Annotated in this window: 16 protein-coding genes; 2 read left to right on the top strand and 14 right to left on the bottom strand. The window is 36.7% G+C overall.

Annotated elements, in window-relative coordinates; genetic code table 11:
* Positions 1–77: 77 nt before the first annotated feature.
* Genes ACN0U3_RS02030 through ACN0U3_RS01995 form a run of 8 tightly spaced genes read right to left on the bottom strand, consistent with a single transcriptional unit; the run spans position 78 to position 12143 of the window.
* A complete protein-coding gene (locus ACN0U3_RS02030) occupies positions 78–1877 on the bottom strand; it encodes a cytochrome c oxidase subunit I (protein ID WP_299202260.1) in 1800 nt (599 codons plus the stop codon).
* 31 nt (positions 1878–1908) lie between these two features.
* Positions 1909–3156 carry a cytochrome c oxidase subunit II gene (locus ACN0U3_RS02025; protein ID WP_299202262.1) on the bottom strand — a complete coding sequence of 416 codons (1248 nt, stop codon included), beginning with the start codon at positions 3154–3156 and terminating at the stop codon, positions 1909–1911.
* 34 nt (positions 3157–3190) lie between these two features.
* Entirely contained in the window at positions 3191–4399 is a 1209-nt protein-coding gene (locus tag ACN0U3_RS02020) for a quinol:cytochrome C oxidoreductase (protein ID WP_417264943.1), read from the bottom strand.
* 34 nt (positions 4400–4433) lie between these two features.
* The gene (locus ACN0U3_RS02015) at positions 4434–5189 is read right to left on the bottom strand and encodes a c-type cytochrome (RefSeq protein ID WP_417264942.1); all 756 of its coding nucleotides are present in this window, start codon (positions 5187–5189) and stop codon (positions 4434–4436) included.
* 6 nt (positions 5190–5195) lie between these two features.
* Positions 5196–5735, bottom strand: coding sequence for a DUF3341 domain-containing protein (locus tag ACN0U3_RS02010; RefSeq protein ID WP_299202271.1), 540 nt, complete (start codon positions 5733–5735; stop codon positions 5196–5198).
* Between the two features lie 3 nt (positions 5736–5738).
* Positions 5739–7490, bottom strand: coding sequence for an NrfD/PsrC family molybdoenzyme membrane anchor subunit (gene nrfD, locus ACN0U3_RS02005; protein ID WP_417265104.1), 1752 nt, complete (start codon positions 7488–7490; stop codon positions 5739–5741).
* Between the two features lie 30 nt (positions 7491–7520).
* Positions 7521–10799: a TAT-variant-translocated molybdopterin oxidoreductase gene (locus ACN0U3_RS02000; protein ID WP_417264941.1), complete on the bottom strand. Its 3279-nt coding sequence runs from the start codon at positions 10797–10799 to the stop codon at positions 7521–7523.
* A 36-nt stretch (positions 10800–10835) separates the two neighbouring features.
* On the bottom strand, positions 10836–12143 hold the full coding sequence (locus ACN0U3_RS01995; protein WP_417264940.1) for a cytochrome c3 family protein: 1308 nt from the start codon (positions 12141–12143) through the stop codon (positions 10836–10838).
* 546 nt (positions 12144–12689) lie between these two features.
* On the opposite strand from ACN0U3_RS01995, the gene ACN0U3_RS01990 reads away from it, so the two are divergent.
* A complete protein-coding gene (locus tag ACN0U3_RS01990; protein ID WP_417264939.1) occupies positions 12690–13982 on the top strand; it encodes a hypothetical protein in 1293 nt (430 codons plus the stop codon).
* Between the two features lie 132 nt (positions 13983–14114).
* Here the strand turns inward: ACN0U3_RS01990 and ACN0U3_RS01985 are convergent, their stop codons facing one another.
* From ACN0U3_RS01985 to ric, 6 genes are all read right to left on the bottom strand, one after another.
* Positions 14115–14819 carry a Crp/Fnr family transcriptional regulator gene (locus ACN0U3_RS01985; RefSeq protein WP_417264938.1) on the bottom strand — a complete coding sequence of 235 codons (705 nt, stop codon included), beginning with the start codon at positions 14817–14819 and terminating at the stop codon, positions 14115–14117.
* Between the two features lie 145 nt (positions 14820–14964).
* Positions 14965–16644, bottom strand: coding sequence for an FAD-dependent oxidoreductase (locus ACN0U3_RS01980; RefSeq protein WP_417264937.1), 1680 nt, complete (start codon positions 16642–16644; stop codon positions 14965–14967).
* 174 nt (positions 16645–16818) lie between these two features.
* A complete protein-coding gene (locus ACN0U3_RS01975) occupies positions 16819–17214 on the bottom strand; it encodes an energy transducer TonB (RefSeq protein ID WP_417264936.1) in 396 nt (131 codons plus the stop codon).
* Positions 17215–17342: 128 nt separating this feature from the next.
* A complete protein-coding gene (locus ACN0U3_RS01970) occupies positions 17343–18935 on the bottom strand; it encodes an iron-sulfur cluster assembly protein (RefSeq protein WP_417264935.1) in 1593 nt (530 codons plus the stop codon).
* Positions 18913–19755, bottom strand: a complete 843-nt coding sequence (locus ACN0U3_RS01965; protein WP_417264934.1) for a DUF2249 domain-containing protein — start codon at positions 19753–19755, stop codon at positions 18913–18915. Before ACN0U3_RS01965 ends, ACN0U3_RS01970 begins: the two co-directional genes overlap by 23 nt.
* An 11-nt stretch (positions 19756–19766) precedes the next feature.
* Positions 19767–20711: an iron-sulfur cluster repair di-iron protein gene (gene ric / locus ACN0U3_RS01960; RefSeq protein WP_417264933.1), complete on the bottom strand. Its 945-nt coding sequence runs from the start codon at positions 20709–20711 to the stop codon at positions 19767–19769.
* 204 nt (positions 20712–20915) lie between these two features.
* Here ric and ACN0U3_RS01955 point away from each other — a divergent pair, with 204 nt between their 5' ends.
* Positions 20916–21419, top strand: coding sequence for a GNAT family N-acetyltransferase (locus ACN0U3_RS01955; RefSeq protein WP_417264932.1), 504 nt, complete (start codon positions 20916–20918; stop codon positions 21417–21419).
* The last annotated feature ends 44 nt before the right edge of the window (positions 21420–21463 follow it).

The raw sequence follows: 21463 nt of genomic DNA, 5'->3' as shown, positions 1-21463 counted from the left end.
ATAATTTGTCTTTCAAATATAAGAAAAGCCCAGCACACTCAATGTACTGGGCTCATAAATATTCTTGTTTTTAAAGCTTAATGCTCCTCTTCACCTTCTTTTAATGGAACAGTTTGAGGAATGAAATCTTCATCTGCTCCTGGCTTAGAGTAATCATAAGGCCAACGGTGTACCACAGGCAATTCACCAGGCCAGTTTCCGTGACCAGGCACTGCTGTTGGTGTTGTCCATTCTAATGTGTTTGATCTCCATGGATTAAGCGGTGCTTTTGGTCCTCTGAAAATACTATAGAAGAAATTAAAGAAGAAGAACACCTGACCAAAGGCTCCAATTATAGCGAATACCGTAATGATAATATTCAAATCTAGAATCATTTCTCCTGCTGTAGGGTTAAATGTGTCAAAGATTGAGTTATCATAATATCTTCTTGGCGTACCTCCGATACCAACAAAGTGCATTGGAAGGAAAACACCATAACCACTCACTATTGTTGTCCAGAAGTGAGCATATCCTAACCTGTTGTTCATCATTCTACCGAACATTTTAGGGAACCAATGGTAAACCCCTGCAAACATTCCGAAGATAGCTGACAGCCCCATTACAACGTGGAAGTGGGCCACAACGAAGTAAGTATCGTGTACTTGAATATCCAATGCTGAATCGGCAAGAATGATTCCTGTAACACCTCCGGAGATAAATGTAGACACTAGTCCGATTGCAAATAACATTGCTGGAGTGAAAACAATTGATCCTTTCCAAAGTGTAGTTAGGTAGTTAAACACCTTTACTGCAGAAGGAATCGCAATTAATAGGGTCGTAAATACGAAGACACTTCCAAGGAAGGGGTCCATACCTGACACGAACATGTGATGCGCCCATACGATAAACGAAAGGAATCCAATCGCTAATAATGAACCGATCATCGCACGGTAACCGAAAATTGGTTTACGGGCGTTTGTAGATATAACTTCTGAGGAAATACCTAATGCTGGAAGTAAAACGATGTAAACTTCAGGGTGCCCAAGGAACCAGAACAAGTGTTGGTAAAGAATTGGTGAACCACCAACATTATCGAGCATTTCACCTCCGACAATAATTTCACTTAAGTAGAAAGAAGTTCCAAGCACTCTATCCATGAATAACAACAATGCTGCTGATAAAAGTACTGGGAAAGCCAATACACCAACGATTGCTGTAACTAGGAACGCCCAAATAGTTAATGGCATTCTAGTCATTTTCATTCCTGTTGTTCTAAGGTTAATGATTGTTGTAATGTAGTTCAACGAACCAATCAAAGAAGAAGCGATGAAAATAGTCAACGAAATCAACCAAAGTGTCATTCCTAATCCTGATCCAGAAACCGCTTGAGGCAATGCCGATAAAGGAGGGTAAACCGTCCATCCAGACATTGCAGGTCCTGATTCTACAAACAATGAAACCAACATTATTACTGATGAAATATTGAATAACCATGCAGACATCATGTTGATGAATCCTGAGGCCATATCACGGGCACCAAGTTGTAATGGAATAAGTACGTTTGAGAAAGTACCACTAAGTCCACCTGTAAGCACAAAGAAAACCATAATTGTACCGTGGATGGTTACTAATCCTAGATACATATCTTGATTTAAGATTCCATCTGGAGCCCAACGGTCTCCTAAGAACATATTTAAAAAGTCTGATGATTCTCCGGGCCATGCTAATTGTATTCTAAAAAATACAGACAACATCATTCCCACTAATCCCATAAAAATAGCGGCAATTAAAAATTGTTTCCCGATTGTTTTATGGTCGTAGCTAAAGATATACTTTGATACAAAGCTTTCTTCGTGATGATCATGTTCGTGAATTGCTTCTTGAGCTGCAGCTGCCATGTTTAAAAATATTTACTAATTGATAATACTATTAATTTTCTTTTACTCTATTTGCGATTGACTCGTAGTATTCGAGTAATTTATCTTCATTTCCGGTAATCCAAGGAGTTCCTTCATATGTAGATTTTGTTTTTTGCCATTCCAAGTATTCTTTTGGTTCAAGAACTTTGATTGACATTTTCATCTTATAATGAGAACCTCCACAAATTTTGTTACATAGTAAGGCGTATTCAAATTCAGGATTATTCAACTTTCTTTTCATATCGTCAGTTGAATAAATAGGTTGAAACTTAAAATATGTTGTTAAACCAGGAACAGTATTCATTTGCGCACGGAAATGTGGGAAATAAGCACTGTGAATAACATCCTTTGATCGGAAATGGAAATTGTATTTTTGACCTTTCAAAAGAACTAAACTGTCCTCTACAATAACATCATCAAATGCCAATGGATCTAGTGAATCTGCATCATAAGTGATCGACATAGCCTCTAAAAGTCTAGACATACGCTCTTTTCTACCCAATTCAGTTTCTAAAGCCTTTCGGTCTTTAGAAGACATAGCGACAGAACGATCGTTCAATTGAGCTTCAATCATTTCCACCCCACTATTTCCAGGTTCTCCAACTTTCATTAAAGCTAAAGAACGTTCAATATTATCTTTGGTCATAATCCCATAAGGATTCTCAGCAGTAGTTAGTTTATAATCAAACTTACCTAATTGGTTATTCATTCCAGAGTATCGTGCAGTCCAGGCAAACTGGTAGGCAAATATCTCAATATCTTCGTATTCAGAACCAGCTTTTGCAGTTGTTTCGTTCCACGTTTGCAAACCAAAAATAATAATCACTGAAAGTACTGCTGCTGGAATAACTGTCCAAACCATTTCAAGTTTGTTATTGTGTGCATAGTAAAACGCCTTCACACCTTCTTTTCTTTGGTATTTGTAGGCAAAAACAAACAACAATGTATTGGTAAGGAAAAACACAGTAATAATAATGATCCAGTTCAAGTCAAACAACCAATCAATTTCTTGACCGTGTGCTGAAGCCGCAGGACCTAAATCAACATATCCATATTTTAGCATTAACCAAATGAATGAAGCATAAAGTGCAATCATGAAAATAATCATCATGTTACCATTAAACTTATTCTCATTTTCAGGAATTTCTTCTTCTTTTCGCTTGGTGGCTTTTGCTGTTAGTTCACTTACACGCACGAGTTGTGCAATGGCCAAAACGCCAAAAATGATCACCAATATTATAACTAACTTATTACCCATCTCTCTAAATATTAACTAATTCTAAATTTAAAACTTATATCTCGTGATGTAAAGACTCATCCATGAAAGGATGGTTTTTAGCAACCAGAGGAGACTGTGATAATTTAACCAAAACTACGCGAACAAATAAACCTAAGAACAATACAGCCATCCCGATTTCCATTGCACCGATACTAGCAGTTGGTCCCATAGATCCACCCATAACCATAATCCAAACATCTAACCAGTGTCCTGCTAAAATTACTAGCCCGACAAAAGTAAGAATACCTGCATGTCTTTTTGCATCTCTTGACATTAAAATCAACATTGGGAATGCAAAGTTAATGACAAACATTCCAAAGTAAAGTAATTTGTAATGTTCAACACGCATGAGGTAGTAAGTTGTTTCTTCAGGAATATTGGCATACCAGATCAACATGTATTGAGAGAACCAAAGGTAAGCCCATAAGAATGAAGTTGCGAATACCCACTTTCCAATATCGTGAATGTGACTTTCGTTTACTTTTGGTAAGTATCCTAATTTCTTCAGATACAATAACAACATAATGATAACAACCATTGCGCTTGTCCAAGAACCAGCGAATACATACCATCCAAACAAAGTAGAGAACCAGTGGATATCGATAGACATTAACCAATCCCAAGAACTTGTAGAGCTAAACACAGCAAAGAAAACTAAGAATAATGCACCACGGCGATAATTCTTAAAGTGAATATCAATTGCGTCAGCTGGATTTTCATCTTGTAAAACTGAACGCTTCATGAATCCATTCCACATTATGTAATAAATCGCTAAATAAGAAAGCGTTCTTACCCAGAAGAAAGGTTGATTTAAATAAGCTCCTTTCATTGAAGAAAGTTCATCGTAATGCGACCCACCTTCTTTCATTACTTCCGGATCCATCCACATATATATGTGTGCTCCATTCATAAAAGATAGTGTGATGAAAGTAATTAACAACAAGCCCATACCAACTGGTAAGAATCCTGTAATTGCCTCAATTACTCTTTTTATGTACACAAACCATCCTGCCTCTGTAGCATATTGCAGTGCTAAAAAGAACATTGCACTAATAGCAATAGAGAAGAAGAAGAAACTATTTGATAATAGGTTTCCCATGAACTTTTGGCCTAGATTTCCATCACCCATGGCCGCAATAATTCCGATTCCTGTAAATACAATCCCTACAACCATTAAGATTGTGGTCCATATTTTAGCCTTATTTGAAACTTGATAATCCATTTTATCTACTAATTTTCTTAATTATAAAACTCTTTTATTGTTGTTCTTCAGTAACGTTAGTTGAATCCGAAACAACTTCTTCCTCTACTATAGTTGATGCACCGTAATCGTCTAACCTAAGCTTATTGATATAGTGAACTACAGTCCAAATTTCATTGTTTTTCAATAATGGTGCGTGAGCTCCCATCATACCTTTACCATAGTAAATCGAATAAAACACTTGTCCATCAGGAAGATTTTTAAGATTTGCGAAATCAGGAACCCCCATATAAGCACCACTTTCAACCATTGGCCCTTTTCCATCACCTTTCGGTCCGTGACAGTGCGCACAATTAATGTTGAACAGTTCTTTTCCTTGGTCGAAGATTGCTTTTTCGTTATCTTCAGTTAAAGCAATTGGATTCTTATCTGCAGCAGCAGCTTCGTAATCTCCAGCAGCTTCAGTACTTAAGTTCCAACCATGCTTTTCTTGTAAACCATGTGTAACATTAGCAAAACTACTTGCTTGACGATGATACGGTAAATTAATGTCTAAGTTTTCAACTTTTCCTTGATAAGGAATTGTATAAACTGGAGGGTGCTTAGCTGAAGCTGTCATCATTGCTTCTACATTCACTTGTTCTTTTACCCAACCATAATCTACATAAGTTTCAATTGCTGGAGAGCGGTACATATCTGGCATCCATTCTAAACCTGGAGAGTCAGGATCTGAAATACATGAAACAAGTGTCCCAATTCCAAATGTTAGCACTAAAGCTTTTGTTGATATTGCCTTAATTTTCTTCTTCATGGCAAATTATTTAATGTTTTTTTGATCTAATTCTACAATACCTGTTTCCATTAGCATTGCCTCAAGTTCTTTTTCTGAGAACTTTTGGTTTTCGCTTAATCTCAACTCCATAACAAAACGGTCATCTGTTGTACGTGGATCAGGATTTTCTGCTGGCATTCCAGGAATAGTCTTATTTGCCAAGAAATAAGTAATACACATTGCATGTGCCGCAAACAATACCGTCATTTCAAAACCGATTGGAACGAAAGCAAGCATGTTCTCCAAGAAAGAAAAACTTGGTTTACCCCCAATGTTCATTGGCCAATCCGAAATCATGATATACCACATACCTAATAAAGCAAGGGCCAATCCCGTCAATCCGTATAAGAATGACATAATTCCTAATCTTGTTTCCTTAATTCCAATAATTGGATCAATTCCATGCACTGGAAATGGTGAGAAAACCTCTGATACTTTAACTCCTTTTGCAACTAACTTCTTTGCACCATCTTTCAGCACATCGTCATCGTTATACATTGCATAAAAAACTACGTTCGATCCCATGTCTTAATTATTATCGTTTTTTAATTTCTCTTCTGCTTCTATTTTCCAAGCTTCTAATTTAGCTTGATTTCCTGCCGATCCGAGGTAAGTCGTAAGTGGACTTAAATCTGCAGTAGTATCAAGTTTTGCGAGCTGAGCGAAAGAATAAATACCAATCTCGTTCAATTTATTTTCAATTGCAGGTCCTAATCCAGCCAACTCTTTTAAGTCATCTTTTTGACTTTCATCAGCGGCACCTAGTCCTTTAACTAAAACATCTAATTCAGCACCTGATGTTACAGAATCTTCATGAGTAGTGGCCTCTGAAGAAGAGGTTGCTGAAGGAGATAATTTAACATTGGCCAAATGTTGTTCTTCGATTGAGAATGCAGGTGTTGTAGCATCTCCATCTTTGTAAGATTGACCTGAAGACTTCAAAATAGATTTGATCTCGTTCAATGAGAGTACAGGGAAGTATCTTGTAAACAATAGGAAGAATACAAAGAACAATCCGATTGTACCTACGAAAATCCCGATATCAATGTGCGTTGGGTAGAACATACTCCAAGAAGATGGAAGGTAATCTCTGTGCAGTGTTGTTCCAATAATTACGAAACGTTCGAACCACATTCCAATATTTACTACAATTGCAATAAGGAAAGTAAATGTTAAGCTCGTTCTTAGCTTTTTGAACCACATTAATTGTGGAGAAACAACGTTACATGTCATCATTGCCCAATAAGCCCACCAGTAAGGTCCTGTTGCTCTGTTAATAAAAGCATAAGCTTCATATTCAACTCCAGAGTACCATGAAACGAAAAGCTCAGTTAAGTAAGCCACACCAACGATAGAACCAGTAGCCATGATTACAATATTCATGTACTCAATGTGCTTTGTGTGAATATACGCTTCTAATCTGTATGCTTTTCTCATCACAAGCATTAAGGTTTGTACCATTGCGAATCCAGAGAATACCGCACCTGCAACGAAATAAGGAGGGAAAATTGTAGTATGCCATCCTGGAATCACTGAAGTAGCGAAGTCAAAAGATACAATAGAGTGAACCGAGAATACAAGAGGAGTAGCAAGACCAGCAAGGATCAAAGAAATCATTTCAAAACGGCTCCATTGCTTTGCACGCCCTGACCATCCAAATGATAACATCGTATACATTTTCTTAGCCACCGGTTTTTTAGCACGGTCTCTAATTGTTGCAAAGTCAGGAATCAATCCAATATACCAGAACACCAATGAAACCGAAAGGTAAGTTGATATCGCGAAAACGTCCCAAAGTAACGGAGAGTTAAAGTTAGGCCAAAGCGAACCAAATTGATTTGGTAATGGCATCACCCAGTAAGCAACCCAAATACGTCCCATGTGAATTAATGGGAAAAGACCTGCCATAAATACTGCGAAAATAGTCATCGCCTCAGCAGAACGGTTAATCGCCATTCTCCATTTCTGACGGAAGAGTAGCAGTACTGCAGAAATAAGTGTTCCTGCGTGACCAATACCTACCCACCAAACGAAGTTGGTAATATCCCAAGCCCAGTTAATGGTCTTGTTCAATCCCCAAGTACCGATACCAGTACCTAGTAAGTACAAAATACATCCGACACCATATAGTCCGATTATTGCAGCTATAGCAAATAATACATACCATGTTTTTGGCGCTTTACCTTCAATTGGTTTACAAACATCCTCAGTTACTTGATGAAAGGTCTTGTGACCTAAAACTAAGGGTTCTCTAATTGTTGCTTCCTTATGCATTACAATATATTTATTGTTTAATACTTCTAAATTCTATTAATGACTGCTCGTTGCTTTTTTATCTTCGATTTGAACTTTTGCAAGATCAGCATTCTCTTCATTACGTACTTTTACCTTGTACCACATGTTTGGTTTCATACCAATTTCCTCTAGTGCTTGGTAAGAACGTTTGTGATCAGCTGACTTTCTAATTTTAGAATTAGGGTCATTCCAATCTCCAACGATAATTGCGTTTGCAGGACAAGCGTCTCCACAAGCAGTGTTGATGTCTCCATCAGCTACTGGTCGTTGTTCTTTCTTGGCAGTTAATTTACCATCTTGGATACGCTGTACACAGAATGAACATTTCTCCATAACCCCACGCGTTCTAACTGTAACATCTGGGTTAAGAACCATACGTCCTAAGTCGTCTTGTGCTGGGTTAACCTCACCAAACTTCTTGTAAGAAGGATAATTGAACCAGTTGAAACGTCTTACTTTGTAAGGACAGTTATTTGCACAGTAACGTGTACCGATACAACGGTTGTACACCATTTGGTTAAGCCCTTCATTAGAGTGAGTTGTCGCAGTTACAGGACAAACAGTCTCACAAGGTGCATGGTTACAGTGGTGACACATCATTGGTTGGTGAATCACTTTAGGATTCACAGCCGCTTTTTCTAACTCCTTATAAGTAAAATTGTCTTTGTCCTTACGTGTACCTACTGTTGCTTCATCATCTGAAGAATAGTAACGGTCTATACGCAACCAGTGCATCTCACGTCCTCTTCTTACTTCATCTTTTCCAACAACTGGAACGTTATTTTCAGATTGACAAGCGACTAAACAAGAACCACAACCGAAACATGCGTTAAGGTCAATGGTCATTCCCCATCTGTGTCCTACATTCTCAACTGGATGGTCATCCCACAAGTTAAACTCAGCTAAAGGAGCTTGAACGTGATTTCCATTTTCGTCAATTTTCTGTAGTGTCCAATCTGGATTGTAGGCATCTTTAGAATGGTTAATATACGTATCTAAAGTGGTCTCTCTAACAATAGAGTTTCTCGCCATCACAGTTCTGTGAATTTGAGTTGTTGCGATTGGATATTTTGTTTTCTTATTCTCAATTATTGCTGCTGCTGTGTATTCCATAACACCGCTAGCAGTTTGGATCATTTTAAATGCATTCGCTCCAATTGGTTTTGGATTACCATTAGCATCTAAAACGTTTCCGCCATATTCTTTCGTTTGGAAAGCAGCTTTACCAATGTTGGCTCCACCTTCTCCACGTCCGTAACCCAACGCTAGTCCAACAGTTCCTGGCGCTTGACCTGGAGACGGATAAACTGGCAATTCATAAGTTACATCACCAACCGTAATAGATGCAAGTGTACAACCATGTTCTTGATCGATGTGCTCATTATACCCTTGTTCGATCATCACCGTTGGGTTCATCGTAATATAGTTGTCCCAAGTAACTTTAGTAATTGGGTCTGGTAATTCTTGTAACCATGGGTTAGCGGCTTGATCTCCACGACCAATACCAGCTTTTTGGTAAAGAACAACTTCTAAATCACCACCTTTTGGTAGATGTTTAGCTGTACTTGCAATAGCAGCATCATTAAATTCTTTTGCTGAAGGTGCTACTGCATTCTTAGAAAATACTGAATTATGAATAGTTGTATTCCAGAAAGTATCAAAGTTTGTTGAACCTGCAAATTCTTTTGCTGACCAATTTTCTTTAATATAGTTGTGGAAAACTTTACTGTCTTTCCCTTCACGCTTCGCTTTACCAGCCCAAACCAAAAATGATTCTTGAGCTGCAACTGTATCGTATAAAGGACGAATTGTTGGTTGAGCTAATGCGTATTCATTTGCTTTAGGCGAGAAGTCATTCCAAGCCTCTAAAGCATGGTGATCTGGAACAACATACTTACAATGAGTAGCTGTTTCATCCATTACGCTCGCTAAAGAAACTGTAAGTGTTGTTTTTGCTAATGCTTCAGCTAAGGCCGCGCCATTAGGAGCAGAATAAACGGGGTTTACTCCATAAAAGATAACTGCGTCTGGTCCTTTACCTTGAGTAAGATCTTTAACAAACGCCATCATTTTATCATCCTCAGATGCAAATAAATTGACAGGATTATTTAAGTTGATTGTTGTTTGGTATGCATTTGTTAATGCGTTTACTTTATTAACCAATACTTGGATTCCAACGTTGTTAGATCCAGAAACAACCAATCCATTTCCTTTCTTTAAGTCTTTTGCGATTCTCTTCACGTTCTCCGCACCAACAGTGTCAGGAATTGAGGCAGAAACTCCATTCGTTGATCCACCTAATTCTTTAACTAAAGCTGCTAAAATTCCAGCTTCTTCTGAAGGCTTAATCATCAAACGAACGTCAGCAGAAGAACCCGTAATTGACATATTCGATTCAATCTGGTAATGCTTGCTTACCCATTTTCCGTCTGGATTACGTTTTTCAGCATATTGACCAGCATATTGTGTTGCCAACAGCCAAGTACTTAAGAAATCAGCACCAAAACTTACTATCGTCTTTGCTTTAGAGAAATCGTAATCAGGGATTACAGCCTCACCAAATGAAAGTTCGTTTGCTTTTCTGATTCCAGCATAAGAAACCGAATCGTATTGAATGTGTTCAAATTGAGCACCTGAAGTTGAAGCAACTTCTTCTCCTTCTTCAGTTGTTGTTGCACCACCTGTAATTGAATTTCTCAATTCATTCACTGCTTTATAGCTAGAAGGTGAAGCAAGCGTATTTGACAGAAGAACAACTTTACCATTCTTCGCTTTGATCTTTTCTAGTTCAGCCATGATTTCGCTATCAGCATCTGCTGTAGCAATACCTTGACCATCTTTAAACGCATATTGAAGACGTGCTTCGTTATATAAAGAAAGAACAGAAGCAATAATTTGTGGGTTCGCACCTCCATTAGTGAATCCGAAATCTTTATTTCCTTTTATATATATAGGACGTCCCTCTCTTGTTTTTACAAGAATGTTAGCATAAGAGTTACCATCATAATAAGTAGAAGCATACCAAGTAGCAACACCAGGAGTAACATCCACTGGCTTGTTTACATAAGGAATCGCCTTTGTTACGGGAGCCTCACAAGCTGCAATAGTAGCTGCCGCGACACTAAACCCTAGGAATTTTAAGAAATCCCTTCTTGGTGTAGATGACTCACTTAACTTTTCGTCAGATAAAAACTCATCAACACTTACATCCTGACTAAACTCTTGGTCTCTGTTTGCGATAAACTCAGGCGTTTCATTCAACTCCTCAAGACCTTTCCAATATTTTCTGCTCATTGCCATATCTTATTTAGCTATCAACTTTCAATTAATTTAGTAGTGACACTTAGCACATTCCCATCCGCCAAGCTCATCTACTGTAACTTTACCGTCCTCTAAATACTGCTCATATAAAGATTCGTCATTTTCAAGAAGACGTTTATGTATTTCATCGTAATATCCTCCTTTTCCTTCTAAAGGCCCACTAGAAACTTCTTTAACTCCGTGACATTCTATACACCACCCCATTGTTAAGGTTTCTTTTGTCAATTGGATATTTCCTTCGATTTTATTCAACTCCTCGATAGGAACAACACGTGCAACATCATTTTGCTTTGTCATATCACCGTGACATTGCTTACAGTCAATTCCTCCGATTTCAACGTGCTGAGAGTGGTTAAAGTAAACGTGGTCTGGCAAGTTATGAACTTTATTCCAAACAATGTTTTCAGTTTCACCACTGTATGTACCCCCTCCTTCTGGCGAGAATCCAGCAGACTTATAAATATTTTTAATTTTCTCAACTTGATCTCCCGCACCTTGAATTTGCTTATGACAATTCATACAAAGGTTCGTTGTTGGTAGACCAGCGGTCTTTGATTTATTAGCAGAGTTGTGACAGTACTTACAATCAATACCATTGATACCAGCATGAATATCATGCGGAAAAGCAATTGGTTGACTCGGCTGATACCCTGTTACTACACCAATTTGGTTCAATCCTAAGAACAACCATGTAGTTGCAGCAATAACAATCACCAAAACTCCCATTCCAACATACTTTCTATTCTTGAAGATCCATGCTTTAGAGCCAACTTTAATTTGCTTATCATTGTCTTCGTCTAGTTCTTCTAACTGACGTTTAACACCACCAACAGAGAAAATAATCACTAAAAAGACAGCACCCAGTATGTACCAGATCCAACCCAAATCATTTTCTTCTACGTTTGTAGCCACAGCAACTCCCCCACCAGCAGCAGCGGCATCACCACCTGCACCTGGAACCGGCTGTGCGTCAATATAATCAAAAATTGATTCGATCTGCTCATCATTTAAATCTGCGAAAGTCGTCATTGCAGAAGGCGACCAATTGGAAGCTTCTTTTGCATACGGGTCATTTGCCGCAGCAACTTGCCAATTCTTCACCCACTGGTGCAAGGAACCTTCTAAGGCACCCCCTTCTTCCCATTTCTGGCGAACTTCAAACAATTTCGGCCCAGTCATATCCTTATGAGGAGAGTGACAAGTAGCACATTTTGAATTAAATATTGACTCACCTTCCTGTGCATTAGACACATATGTCGTCAACATGAATAGCGTTAATATAAACGCAAACAATCCTTTATTTCCCTTGTTAAACATCTGATTCTTAGATATTTTGATTTATAATTTCACAAATTTACGTGCTAATTCGCAATACTTATTGGAAGCAAAATTAGCAGAATATCCATACTCAATGACAGTTTCATGACAATAATACCCCTTTTAAAATCAATTTAGAATGATTCTAAACAAGGGTTGAAAGTGTCTGACACGTAAAGTTGGGTGATAAAAAAGTATACAGTTTATTCATTATCAATTTACAAAAGTATGTTAAAAGCTAAACATTTATAGGCTTTAAACTTCAATTTGAATAAAAAACAAAAAAAAATTAGAATGTGTGATTGGGAAGAATCATTGTGAATATCTTTTTTCCACACAGACCTATTGCAATTATTAACTTTTCAATTTTTGAAAAATAGGTTATCAACAATTCCAACCCATTATTTAATTCCAAAAAAAAGGATTACACAATAATAAACTGAACTTCACTTCAGAGAAGAAAATGATTAAATAGAGTTTGAAAAATGAACTTTATCATATATTACTGAAGGATAAAACTTTACTTTTACAAAAAACATTTATTCTATGAAATATCTCAAAGGTTTAATGACCAGCATCACGATAGCCCTAAGCGTTTCTGCTACAATGGCACAATTAGACATAACCGGGCAATACAGAGTGAAACCAGAATTCAGAAATGGTTACCAACAACCCTTGTTAGCATCAGAACTGCCTTCTTTTCATGTTTCTCAAAGGGCACGTTTAGGTGCTAATTACACTCATAAATTGTTCAAGTTTAAATTGTCGTTGCAAGATGTTAGAACATGGGGTAATACTTCAAATATTGCTATTGACGACAATGGATATTTGTCCGTTTACGAAGCAAATGTTTCCTTGTTTTTTGGAAAAAAATGGAGTGTAAAGATGGGGCGCCAACCTATATCTTATGATAATCAAAGAATATTTGGGGAGTTAGATTGGGCAATGCAGGGACGTAGACATGATGCTGCACTAGTAAAGTTTAGAGACAATCAATGGAAGGTTGACGTAGGGTTAACTTACAATAATGAAAAGCCAACTTATAGTCATCCAACTTATACACTGAATAACTACAAAACCTTTCAATATGTATGGGCAGAAAAAAAATGGACAGACTTCAAAGCTAGCCTTCTATTTTTAAACAATGGAATGGAGTACATCTATACAGTTGACAGCACAGAATATGGAGCCATTTATTATTCACAGACCTTTGGTACCCACTTAGAATACAAAAAAGAAAAGGTTGAACTCACTGGGTTTGGTTACTATCAAACAGGGTTTGATCAATCAAAAAGAGGTATTATAGCATATAATGCAAGTCTAGAGGCGGCATATAAACCAAGCGACAAATTAAAACTATCTCTTGGAGGAGAAATATTATCAGGAACTTCTCAAGATCCTTCTGCTGATGAATACAATCGATCATTTTCTCCTTTGTATGGTACCAATCATAAATTCAATGGATATATGGACTATTTCTATGTTGGAAATCATGAAAAGAACGTTGGTTTAAATGATGTTTATTTAAAAGGTAAATACAAAATGAATAAGTTTACTTTTGGTTTAGCGAACCATCTATTCTTTGCAAACGCAGCGGTAATAAACGAAGACTCATTCAGTCCTGAGCCTGTTCAAATGGATCCTTTTTTAGGGTATGAAATTGACTTTACCGTTAAATATCAATTTGCGGATGAAGTAACTATAGAGGCGGGGTATTCTCATTTGTTTGACACTTCAACCATGCGCGAAGTCAAAGGAACAAACAACCAAACAACAAGTAATTGGGCATACCTTATGGTGGTTGTAAAGCCTTTTAAAAACTACCAACCTTTCAAATAGTAAGTATAGGTCTTGAATAAAAAAGTAAAAATAAGGTTTTTCAACTTCTATTTAAAAGCTAAGCGGAATGAACTGTGGAACGGTGAGCTCTCCCTTTAAATAATTATGGTGGAGAATTCATAAGTGTTAGATTTAATCAAATAAGGTCGTTCCAGACATTAACTTTTTAAAGTTAGGAACAAGAATCTCCTTTTTATTCAACATTATATATCCTTCTTTCTCCATTTTAGACAGTGTTCGTATTGCAGTTTCTTGTGTTGTTGCGGCAAGGTTAGCTATATCTGAGCGAGATAGCTTTAAGTTAATAGTTTCACCATCCTTTTTATATCCGTACTTGTTGATGAGTAAAACTAAAGATTCAGCAATGCGTTCGTGTACGGATTTCTGAGATAAACCAACTATACTTTCTTCAGCTGATCTTAAATCATCCCCCAAAAGATTGATGATGTTTTTCGAGAAAGAACGGTTCTTGTCTACCATATCCAAAAACGTTTCTTTTAATATCAAGCACACATATACATCTTCGATCGCTGTAGCACTCGCTTGATAGGCTTCCTGGTTCAAAAGAGAACGATAACCGATGATGTCTCCAGGTTTAGAAAAACGTAGAATTTGCTCCTTTCCATCTTTACCCATTTTGGTAAGCTTTACTTTTCCTTTATAGAGACAGTATAGTCCAATCGAATGACTTCCTTGGGTAAACAAATTCTCTCCTTTTTTGATCTTCAAGTGACGCTTGTCTTGTCCTATCTCTTTTTTTAGGCCTTTAGAAAATGCACAAAAAAAACCCGATTGGATTTCACATTCTTCGCAACTTGGAAACGCTATATCTTTCATCTCTTTACATTAATATTAATTAATGGTAAGTTATGCAAAGATTGAGTGAAGCCCCACTTTTTAAGACATGAGTAAAATCAGTTTTTACAAAGTTCATGAGTAATCCACAACAAGTTTTCACTTATTGTGGATTGATTTGTGGTGCTTAAATAAATATTTTCTCTGAAGTGTTAACAAGAAGTCCATAGGTGCTTTTCCAAAACCTATATCCTCCTGTCAGGTTCTTCACTTCAAAGCCATTTTGAACTAAAATTCGTGTTGCGAGATACCCTCTCAATCCAACTTCACAAAATAAATAAATCGTTTTGTCTTTGGGTAAACTCTCCAATCGATTGCGCAATTCATCTAATTCGATGTTTATAGCATTGGGTATTGTTCCTGCTTCAAACTCCGTAGGAGTACGCACATCCAATAAGAACTTATCAGCGCCTAGATGCTCTATTTCTTCCGGATTAAAGATTTCCATCACTTTATCCATTATGTTGTTGGCTACAAATCCAGCCATGTTTACAGGGTCTTTAGCAGAAGAAAATGGTGGCGCATACGCCTGTTCAAACTCCATTAAATCTTCAACAGTTTGTTTGTTTTGTACAAAGGTTGAAAAGACATCAATGCGTTTATCGACACCTTGTTCCCCGATAATTTGAGCACCTAATAAAACACCTGTTTCTGGATTGAAGGCGATTTTTATCACCATTTGTGTTGCCCCAGGATAATATCCCGCATTGGAAGCGCTGTGTGTAATGGAGGTAATGTGTTTAATGCTGTGATTCGTGAGCATGCGGCTGTTGACTCCCGTTGCTGCAATGGTTTTTCCAAAAACTTTGACAATGGTTGTAGAAACTGAACCCTTGAAGCGCTTTGTATTGCCGTTTACGATATTATTGGCGCAAATTCTTCCTTGTTTATTGGCTGGACCAGCCAGATAGATGGGATAAGAAGCTTCGCAAACTGGATGCTGAAACTGAATCACGTCTCCAACGGCATAAATATTAGGATCAGAAGTTTGCATAAATTCGTTCACTAACACGCCTCCTTTATCACCGATATCCAAACCTGCTGATTTTGCTAAGAAGTTATTGGGTTTAACGCCAATAGACAAAATGACCAGATCTGTTTGAAACTTCTCCCCGTTTTCTAATTTAATCGTTTTAGAACCATCTGGGTTATCACTTATTTCTGACAAACCATTGTTGACGTCTACTGTTACTCCATGAGCTTCCATTTCAGTTTTTGCAATTTTAGCCATGTCTTCATCGAGGAAAGCCAAAACTTGTGGTGCACGTTCAATTAATCTGGTTTCAATTCCTAAATGTGTAAGGTTTTCCATCATTTCAATACCTATGAATCCACCCCCAACAACTGTAGCGTGTTTAACCTTTTGGTTTTGGATAACAGCTTTTACTAAATCGGTATCGTGAACATTTCTTAGCGTAAAAACGTTTGTAGAATGAATGCCTGGGATTGGTGGTTTAATGGGAACTGCTCCTGTTGAAAGCACTAATTTGTCATACGTTTCTTCGTATGTTTTTTGAGTATCCAAATCCAATAAAGTCACCTTCTTCTTAATAGGATGAATCCCAACAGCTTCTGTTCTAACCTTCACATCTATATTGAATCTTTTCTTGAATGATGCAGCATCTTGAATAAAAAGCTTATTTCTATCTTTGATGACATCGCCAATATAATAGGGCAAACCACAATTGGCATAGGAAACATAATCTCCTTTTTCTACCATTATGATTTCTGCTGTTTCATCTAATCTTCTAATTCTAGCAGCAGTACTTGCTCCACCTGCCACGGCACCAATAATTATGTATTTCATTGTCTTTACATTTTAAAAATGATTGGATTTACATTAAAACCCAGTACGACAACAAAGAAAAAGATAAATCAGTCTTTAATACATGATGTAAATCATTTTTAGAGATGAAGGAAGGCAAGAATGAGAAGAGTGTTACAAATGTTACTTTTTGATTCAAGACGAACCAAAGGTATTTCATTCAAGGATATAATTGATGGGGATTCTTGCCCTTGCACGAACATATTTTCTTTTATAAATAGCGGGGGTCCAATTTTTCATATTTGAAACAACCCTAACTGATTCAGCATCAATTTCATTTGAAACTCCACGCAAAACCCTCACATTAGAAATGCTTCCATCCTTTTCTATTACGAATTCAACGAAAACTCGACCTTGATCACCAAGTTCCATAGCTATTTCAGGATACTTTATGTTGTTGGCGAGGTATTTACTCATTGCTTTTGCACCACCCGGATATTGAGCTTCAACATCTGGATATTCAACAATAGCATCGCTATTACTTACTTTAATAGTCCCGCAGGAAGTGAGTAGAAAAGTAATGGACAGGAAAAATAATGTAAAGTGTTTCATAACAGTAGAATATTAATTAACGAAAATACAAAATTTTACATCCATAGGTAGATAAAATGGAAACGCATTGAATTATTCTCAGTAAAATCCAGATATACATCATATCAAACAATAGGAGACGAAAACCCTTACATACCATTCAACTCACGCTGACCTTCATCGCTTACCATTTCCATGCTCCAACCAGGATCCCAAACCAACTCGACGCTAACTTGTAATCCAGAGTAGGTCCGCATTAAGGTTTCTTTTACATCTTGAATAATGGCATCACCCATCGGACACCCTTTTGAAGTTAATGTCATTTTCACATTTGCCATTAATGGGTTTTTGGTGAGTTTTACACCATACACCAACCCTAAATCCACGATGTTGACGTATAATTCAGGATCAATAACATTTTTCAGGCTTTTATAAACATCCATTTCAGTAATATTTACTGTGCTCAAATTTGTCATAGGAACTTTTCTTTTATGTAAAACAACAAGCATTACGTTAATTAAAAACAAGACTGCTCCAATAATTAAAAGTGAAATACCTAAAAAGAAAAGCACCTTAAGTTGGAACAATATGCCACTAAAAAACAACATAAAACCACTAACATGAGTGTAAAATTGAAATTTTAAAAGTGTGTAATTGTATAAATCTTTGGGAAGTAAAGTTTTTTCTTTACCAACAAACGGTTTGTAGGTTTTTAACCAAACAATAAAGGGCAGTGTTTTATATAATTGGCCAAGAATTAAAGTGGCGATAAAGCCAAAAATTAAAACAATCACATAAAAAGCAGAAAGGTTAAAATCAGTTTTAAATCCCGAGATAAAAAATACACCACTTATAATTACAATTATTAATACTGGAAAAGCCAACATTGTTTTCTTCAATCCATAATCTAGTTTTTTTCTAGGCCTGGTTTTATACACCACATAAATGAAATTCAAAAAATAGACAATTCCTAAACCGCCAAAACCATAAGCGAGGTACATCAGCATATCCACTCCCATCAACTTACTTACTCCACCCAAAATGAGCGCGGTAATAAGTGTCACGTAGGAGAAATACAAAGGTCTACAATCGGGTTTATGGACCAATAGAAACATCGGAATTAAAACACTTGAAACCCCAATAATTAAAAACAAAAACCAACCAATTATTCCGAAGTGGGCGTGTATTTTAAGTAGTTCTATATGAACGAAAGGAAGAAATGGTCTTATAAAATTAATGGCTAAAAGTAATCCTGCAATTGTTGTTAGACTCAACCAGACTGCACTTGTTTTGATAAATAACCTAGCAACTTTGTTTTCCTTTGACTTCCCAATTGTTTTCCAAACATTAATGATGAATAAAAATACAGCTAAATTTAATAGACTACCAAAAAAAGTAAGTCCAATTCCATTGCCACCGAAATAAAAAGACGAACAGAGTCCAACGGTTCCAAATAACAGTAAGTAAAATATTGCTTTAGTAATACTTTCAGAATAGATTTTTTGTAAAAATATTACAGGAAGAAGCTGAAAAAGAGCACCAAAAATCACAGAAGTCACAAAACCCAAGACCAAAATGTGGGTAATGGTCAGCATTATTTCATTAAAATAAACTGTACTAAGAATAGAATTGGGGTGAAACGCTATAAATACAAGCGCAACCAACCAGCTTATGGCAGATAGCACAAAATAAGGGATTACAGATTCTGCCGAAGGTGCGTTATTTGTTCCTTGATTGAACATTGTTTCGAGTAATAAACAGCATTACATTCCCTTCTGAAATCGGGCAAATAAAAGTACTTAGCTTTTTAGTTTCTAATTCGGGTAATAGATGCTGTGGAATACGTTTATGAAAAATTTTTAATCCAGTATTGTCGTCTAGTTTTTCAATCGCTTCAAGAATTTTAACCAACGGCCCGGGCATTTCTAAATCACGCACATCTATAGTGATAATTTTTCCTGGAAAAGTTTTTACTAATTCATCATATTCAGGTTGACTCACTGTTTGAATAGCAATATCGTTTAAAGGAGTTGCTGAAGTATTCGTTGCTGCAGCTTTAAAATAAGTATGATAAACACCATCTTCAGCTACAGTTAGGGTCACATACCCCTTTTTCTCTTGAATTCGAATCAAAGGAATCGGTTCAAAATCAATTAAAATTTCCAAAACCTCTTCTTTTCCGAGCTTTTTCAAAGCTTTTTGCAGGCTATTGAATGGGTCTTCTCCTTTTGCAAGTATAGGACGAACATCTAAGGAAATAATTTTTTTGTTTTCTAAGAACCTTTCTTTCTGCTCATTTTCCAATGGTTTATTCTTAGGTTTTTCAGTAGAAAGGTCGTCCTCCAACTCAAAACCGATAGCCACCAAGGCATTGAGCATTTCCTCCACATCACATTTTCCTATTTTAGCCGCTTCAGCTAAGTTAACACGAGGAGCCAATAAGCGCCGCAATACGGGATTTCTCAACTTTGTAAAATGAGGATTTAAGGAGACAATTGCTTCAATCGCCTCCTTATTTTCCTTAATCACCTTAGATACTTTGGTATTTCCGTTGATTTTCATTGAATACTGTTTTATGCCATCACCTCTTTTTCAAGTTCAATTGCCTTTTTGAAGAGAATGTTGTTTTCCAAATGAATATGCTGATGCAAATCCTTTTCAAACTCTGCTAATTTTGCATACAAAACGCGATAAGTGTTACAAGCACTTGCAGGAGGTTGATAGTTATCACTCAACTCATGCACTCTTTCTAAATCATCTCCAGCGGCTAAATGTTCGGCTTCCATAGTGTTGATTGGATTTACGATTGATCCAAATGCTGGCCTTTGGACTTTTGTGCCTGATTTCTTGGCGGTAACTAATTGTTTGATGTAAGGAAATAAAACATTCTCCTCTTTTGGCATGTGACTCATTAATTCTTCCGCTACATTTTTAAAGAAATGTGCAATATCGATTGTCTCTGGATGTGCTTCTCCATGAACACGTGCTACTTTCGCACTATACTCCAAGAGCATTGGTAGAGAATCGCTGACGTACTTATGGTGATTATTTACAATAAAATCACAAAGAAAATCAAGTTCCCACTCATTAAAGTTTTCATTTCTTGAGCCTGTATTTTTATTTAACACTTCAAGGTCTCTCTCAACTGCTTTATAGTCGATACCTTTTTTCTCACATGCTTTTTGAACAGTTATTTTACCTCCACAGCAGAAATCTAGTCCGTATTTTCTGAAGACTTCAGCCTTACGAAAATCTTCGGCTACCATCTCACCCATTGTAGCTACTTTTTCTTCTTTTGTAACTCTGGTAATTTTTACCTCCCAAATTTCTGGACCACTAAGCAAGTATTCCCAAGTAAAAACCTCTCCTAACTCTGCCAACATTTGATAATATAGAGGTTTTGGGTCGTGATCATTGTGAATTACAAAATAGTCTCCTTGCTCTACTTCAGCAAATTTTTCAAATATGGTTGGATGCTTTAATCTTGGCTCCAACTTCGTTACATCTAATGTTTCCATAATTCTAACTTTACTTATTTAGAACAAATCTACGGAAGGATTTTGAATAAAAGACCTTTTTATCTTTTTATATTAAATGACTTTTGTCAGTTTTAAGCTTAAGAGAAGCAACAACAGTTATAGGGCTTGGAGACTAATTCGTGTATTATCAGAGCACATCCTTTTTATTTTGTTATTTTTACTGAGCAAACCCTACTTAATTATATGCAGGAAATAAAACTAAGAACAGCAACATTAGAAGACATTGAAGCTTTAGAAATATTTGAACAAGGCATTATTCAATACGAACGTCCATTTGCACCTCAACTAAAACCTGACCCTATTCATTATTATGCCATAGAAGATTTAATTCAAAATAAAGACGCTTGCTTTGTTATTGCCGAATTAAACGATCGTCCGATCGGCTGTGGTTATGGTATTATTCAAAAATCTAAACCAACCAAGAAAGAACGGCACCATGCATACTTAGGATTTATGTATGTTATTCCAAAGCAAAGGGGGAAAGGCGTAAATGCGATGGTAATTCAATATTTAATTGATTGGGCCAATTCGAAAGGGCTTACTGAAATTGTGTTGGAGGTTTATTCTGAAAACAAAAGTGCCGTTAAAGCATATAAAAAGATTGGTTTTCAGCCTGGACTTGTAAAAATGAGACTAAATACAGAAGAATTAGTAGAAGGAAAGCTAAAAGTGAGAGCGCTTGAATAAAACCACGGAATGAATTGAACAATGTTAACATTTCGCATTCTCAA

This window comes from Brumimicrobium sp., assembly GCF_048268645.1.
Taxonomy (GTDB): Bacteria; Bacteroidota; Bacteroidia; order Flavobacteriales_D; family Crocinitomicaceae; genus Brumimicrobium; species Brumimicrobium ulvae.
The sequence above is the reverse complement of the archived record's forward strand: the minus strand, read 5'-3'. Positions and strand labels throughout refer to the sequence as shown.

Excerpts from the sequence above, each read along its gene's own strand:
- ACN0U3_RS01980 (WP_417264937.1), bottom strand. The coding sequence starts at position 16,644 with ATGAAATACATAATTATTGGTGCCGTGGCAGGTGGAGCAAGTACTGCT.
- ACN0U3_RS01965 (WP_417264934.1), bottom strand. The coding sequence starts at position 19,755 with ATGAAAATCAACGGAAATACCAAAGTATCTAAGGTGATTAAGGAAAAT.
- ACN0U3_RS01990 (WP_417264939.1), top strand. The coding sequence starts at position 12,690 with ATGAAATATCTCAAAGGTTTAATGACCAGCATCACGATAGCCCTAAGC.
- ACN0U3_RS02025 (WP_299202262.1), bottom strand. The coding sequence starts at position 3,156 with ATGGGTAATAAGTTAGTTATAATATTGGTGATCATTTTTGGCGTTTTG.
- ACN0U3_RS01975 (WP_417264936.1), bottom strand. The coding sequence starts at position 17,214 with ATGAAACACTTTACATTATTTTTCCTGTCCATTACTTTTCTACTCACT.
- ACN0U3_RS01985 (WP_417264938.1), bottom strand. The coding sequence starts at position 14,819 with ATGAAAGATATAGCGTTTCCAAGTTGCGAAGAATGTGAAATCCAATCG.
- ACN0U3_RS01955 (WP_417264932.1), top strand. The coding sequence starts at position 20,916 with ATGCAGGAAATAAAACTAAGAACAGCAACATTAGAAGACATTGAAGCT.
- ACN0U3_RS02000 (WP_417264941.1), bottom strand. The coding sequence starts at position 10,799 with ATGAGCAGAAAATATTGGAAAGGTCTTGAGGAGTTGAATGAAACGCCT.
- ACN0U3_RS01995 (WP_417264940.1), bottom strand. The coding sequence starts at position 12,143 with ATGTTTAACAAGGGAAATAAAGGATTGTTTGCGTTTATATTAACGCTA.
- ACN0U3_RS02015 (WP_417264942.1), bottom strand. The coding sequence starts at position 5,189 with ATGAAGAAGAAAATTAAGGCAATATCAACAAAAGCTTTAGTGCTAACA.
- ACN0U3_RS01970 (WP_417264935.1), bottom strand. The coding sequence starts at position 18,935 with ATGTTCAATCAAGGAACAAATAACGCACCTTCGGCAGAATCTGTAATC.
- ric (WP_417264933.1), bottom strand. The coding sequence starts at position 20,711 with ATGGAAACATTAGATGTAACGAAGTTGGAGCCAAGATTAAAGCATCCA.
- ACN0U3_RS02020 (WP_417264943.1), bottom strand. The coding sequence starts at position 4,399 with ATGGATTATCAAGTTTCAAATAAGGCTAAAATATGGACCACAATCTTA.
- ACN0U3_RS02010 (WP_299202271.1), bottom strand. The coding sequence starts at position 5,735 with ATGGGATCGAACGTAGTTTTTTATGCAATGTATAACGATGACGATGTG.
- ACN0U3_RS02030 (WP_299202260.1), bottom strand. The coding sequence starts at position 1,877 with ATGGCAGCTGCAGCTCAAGAAGCAATTCACGAACATGATCATCACGAA.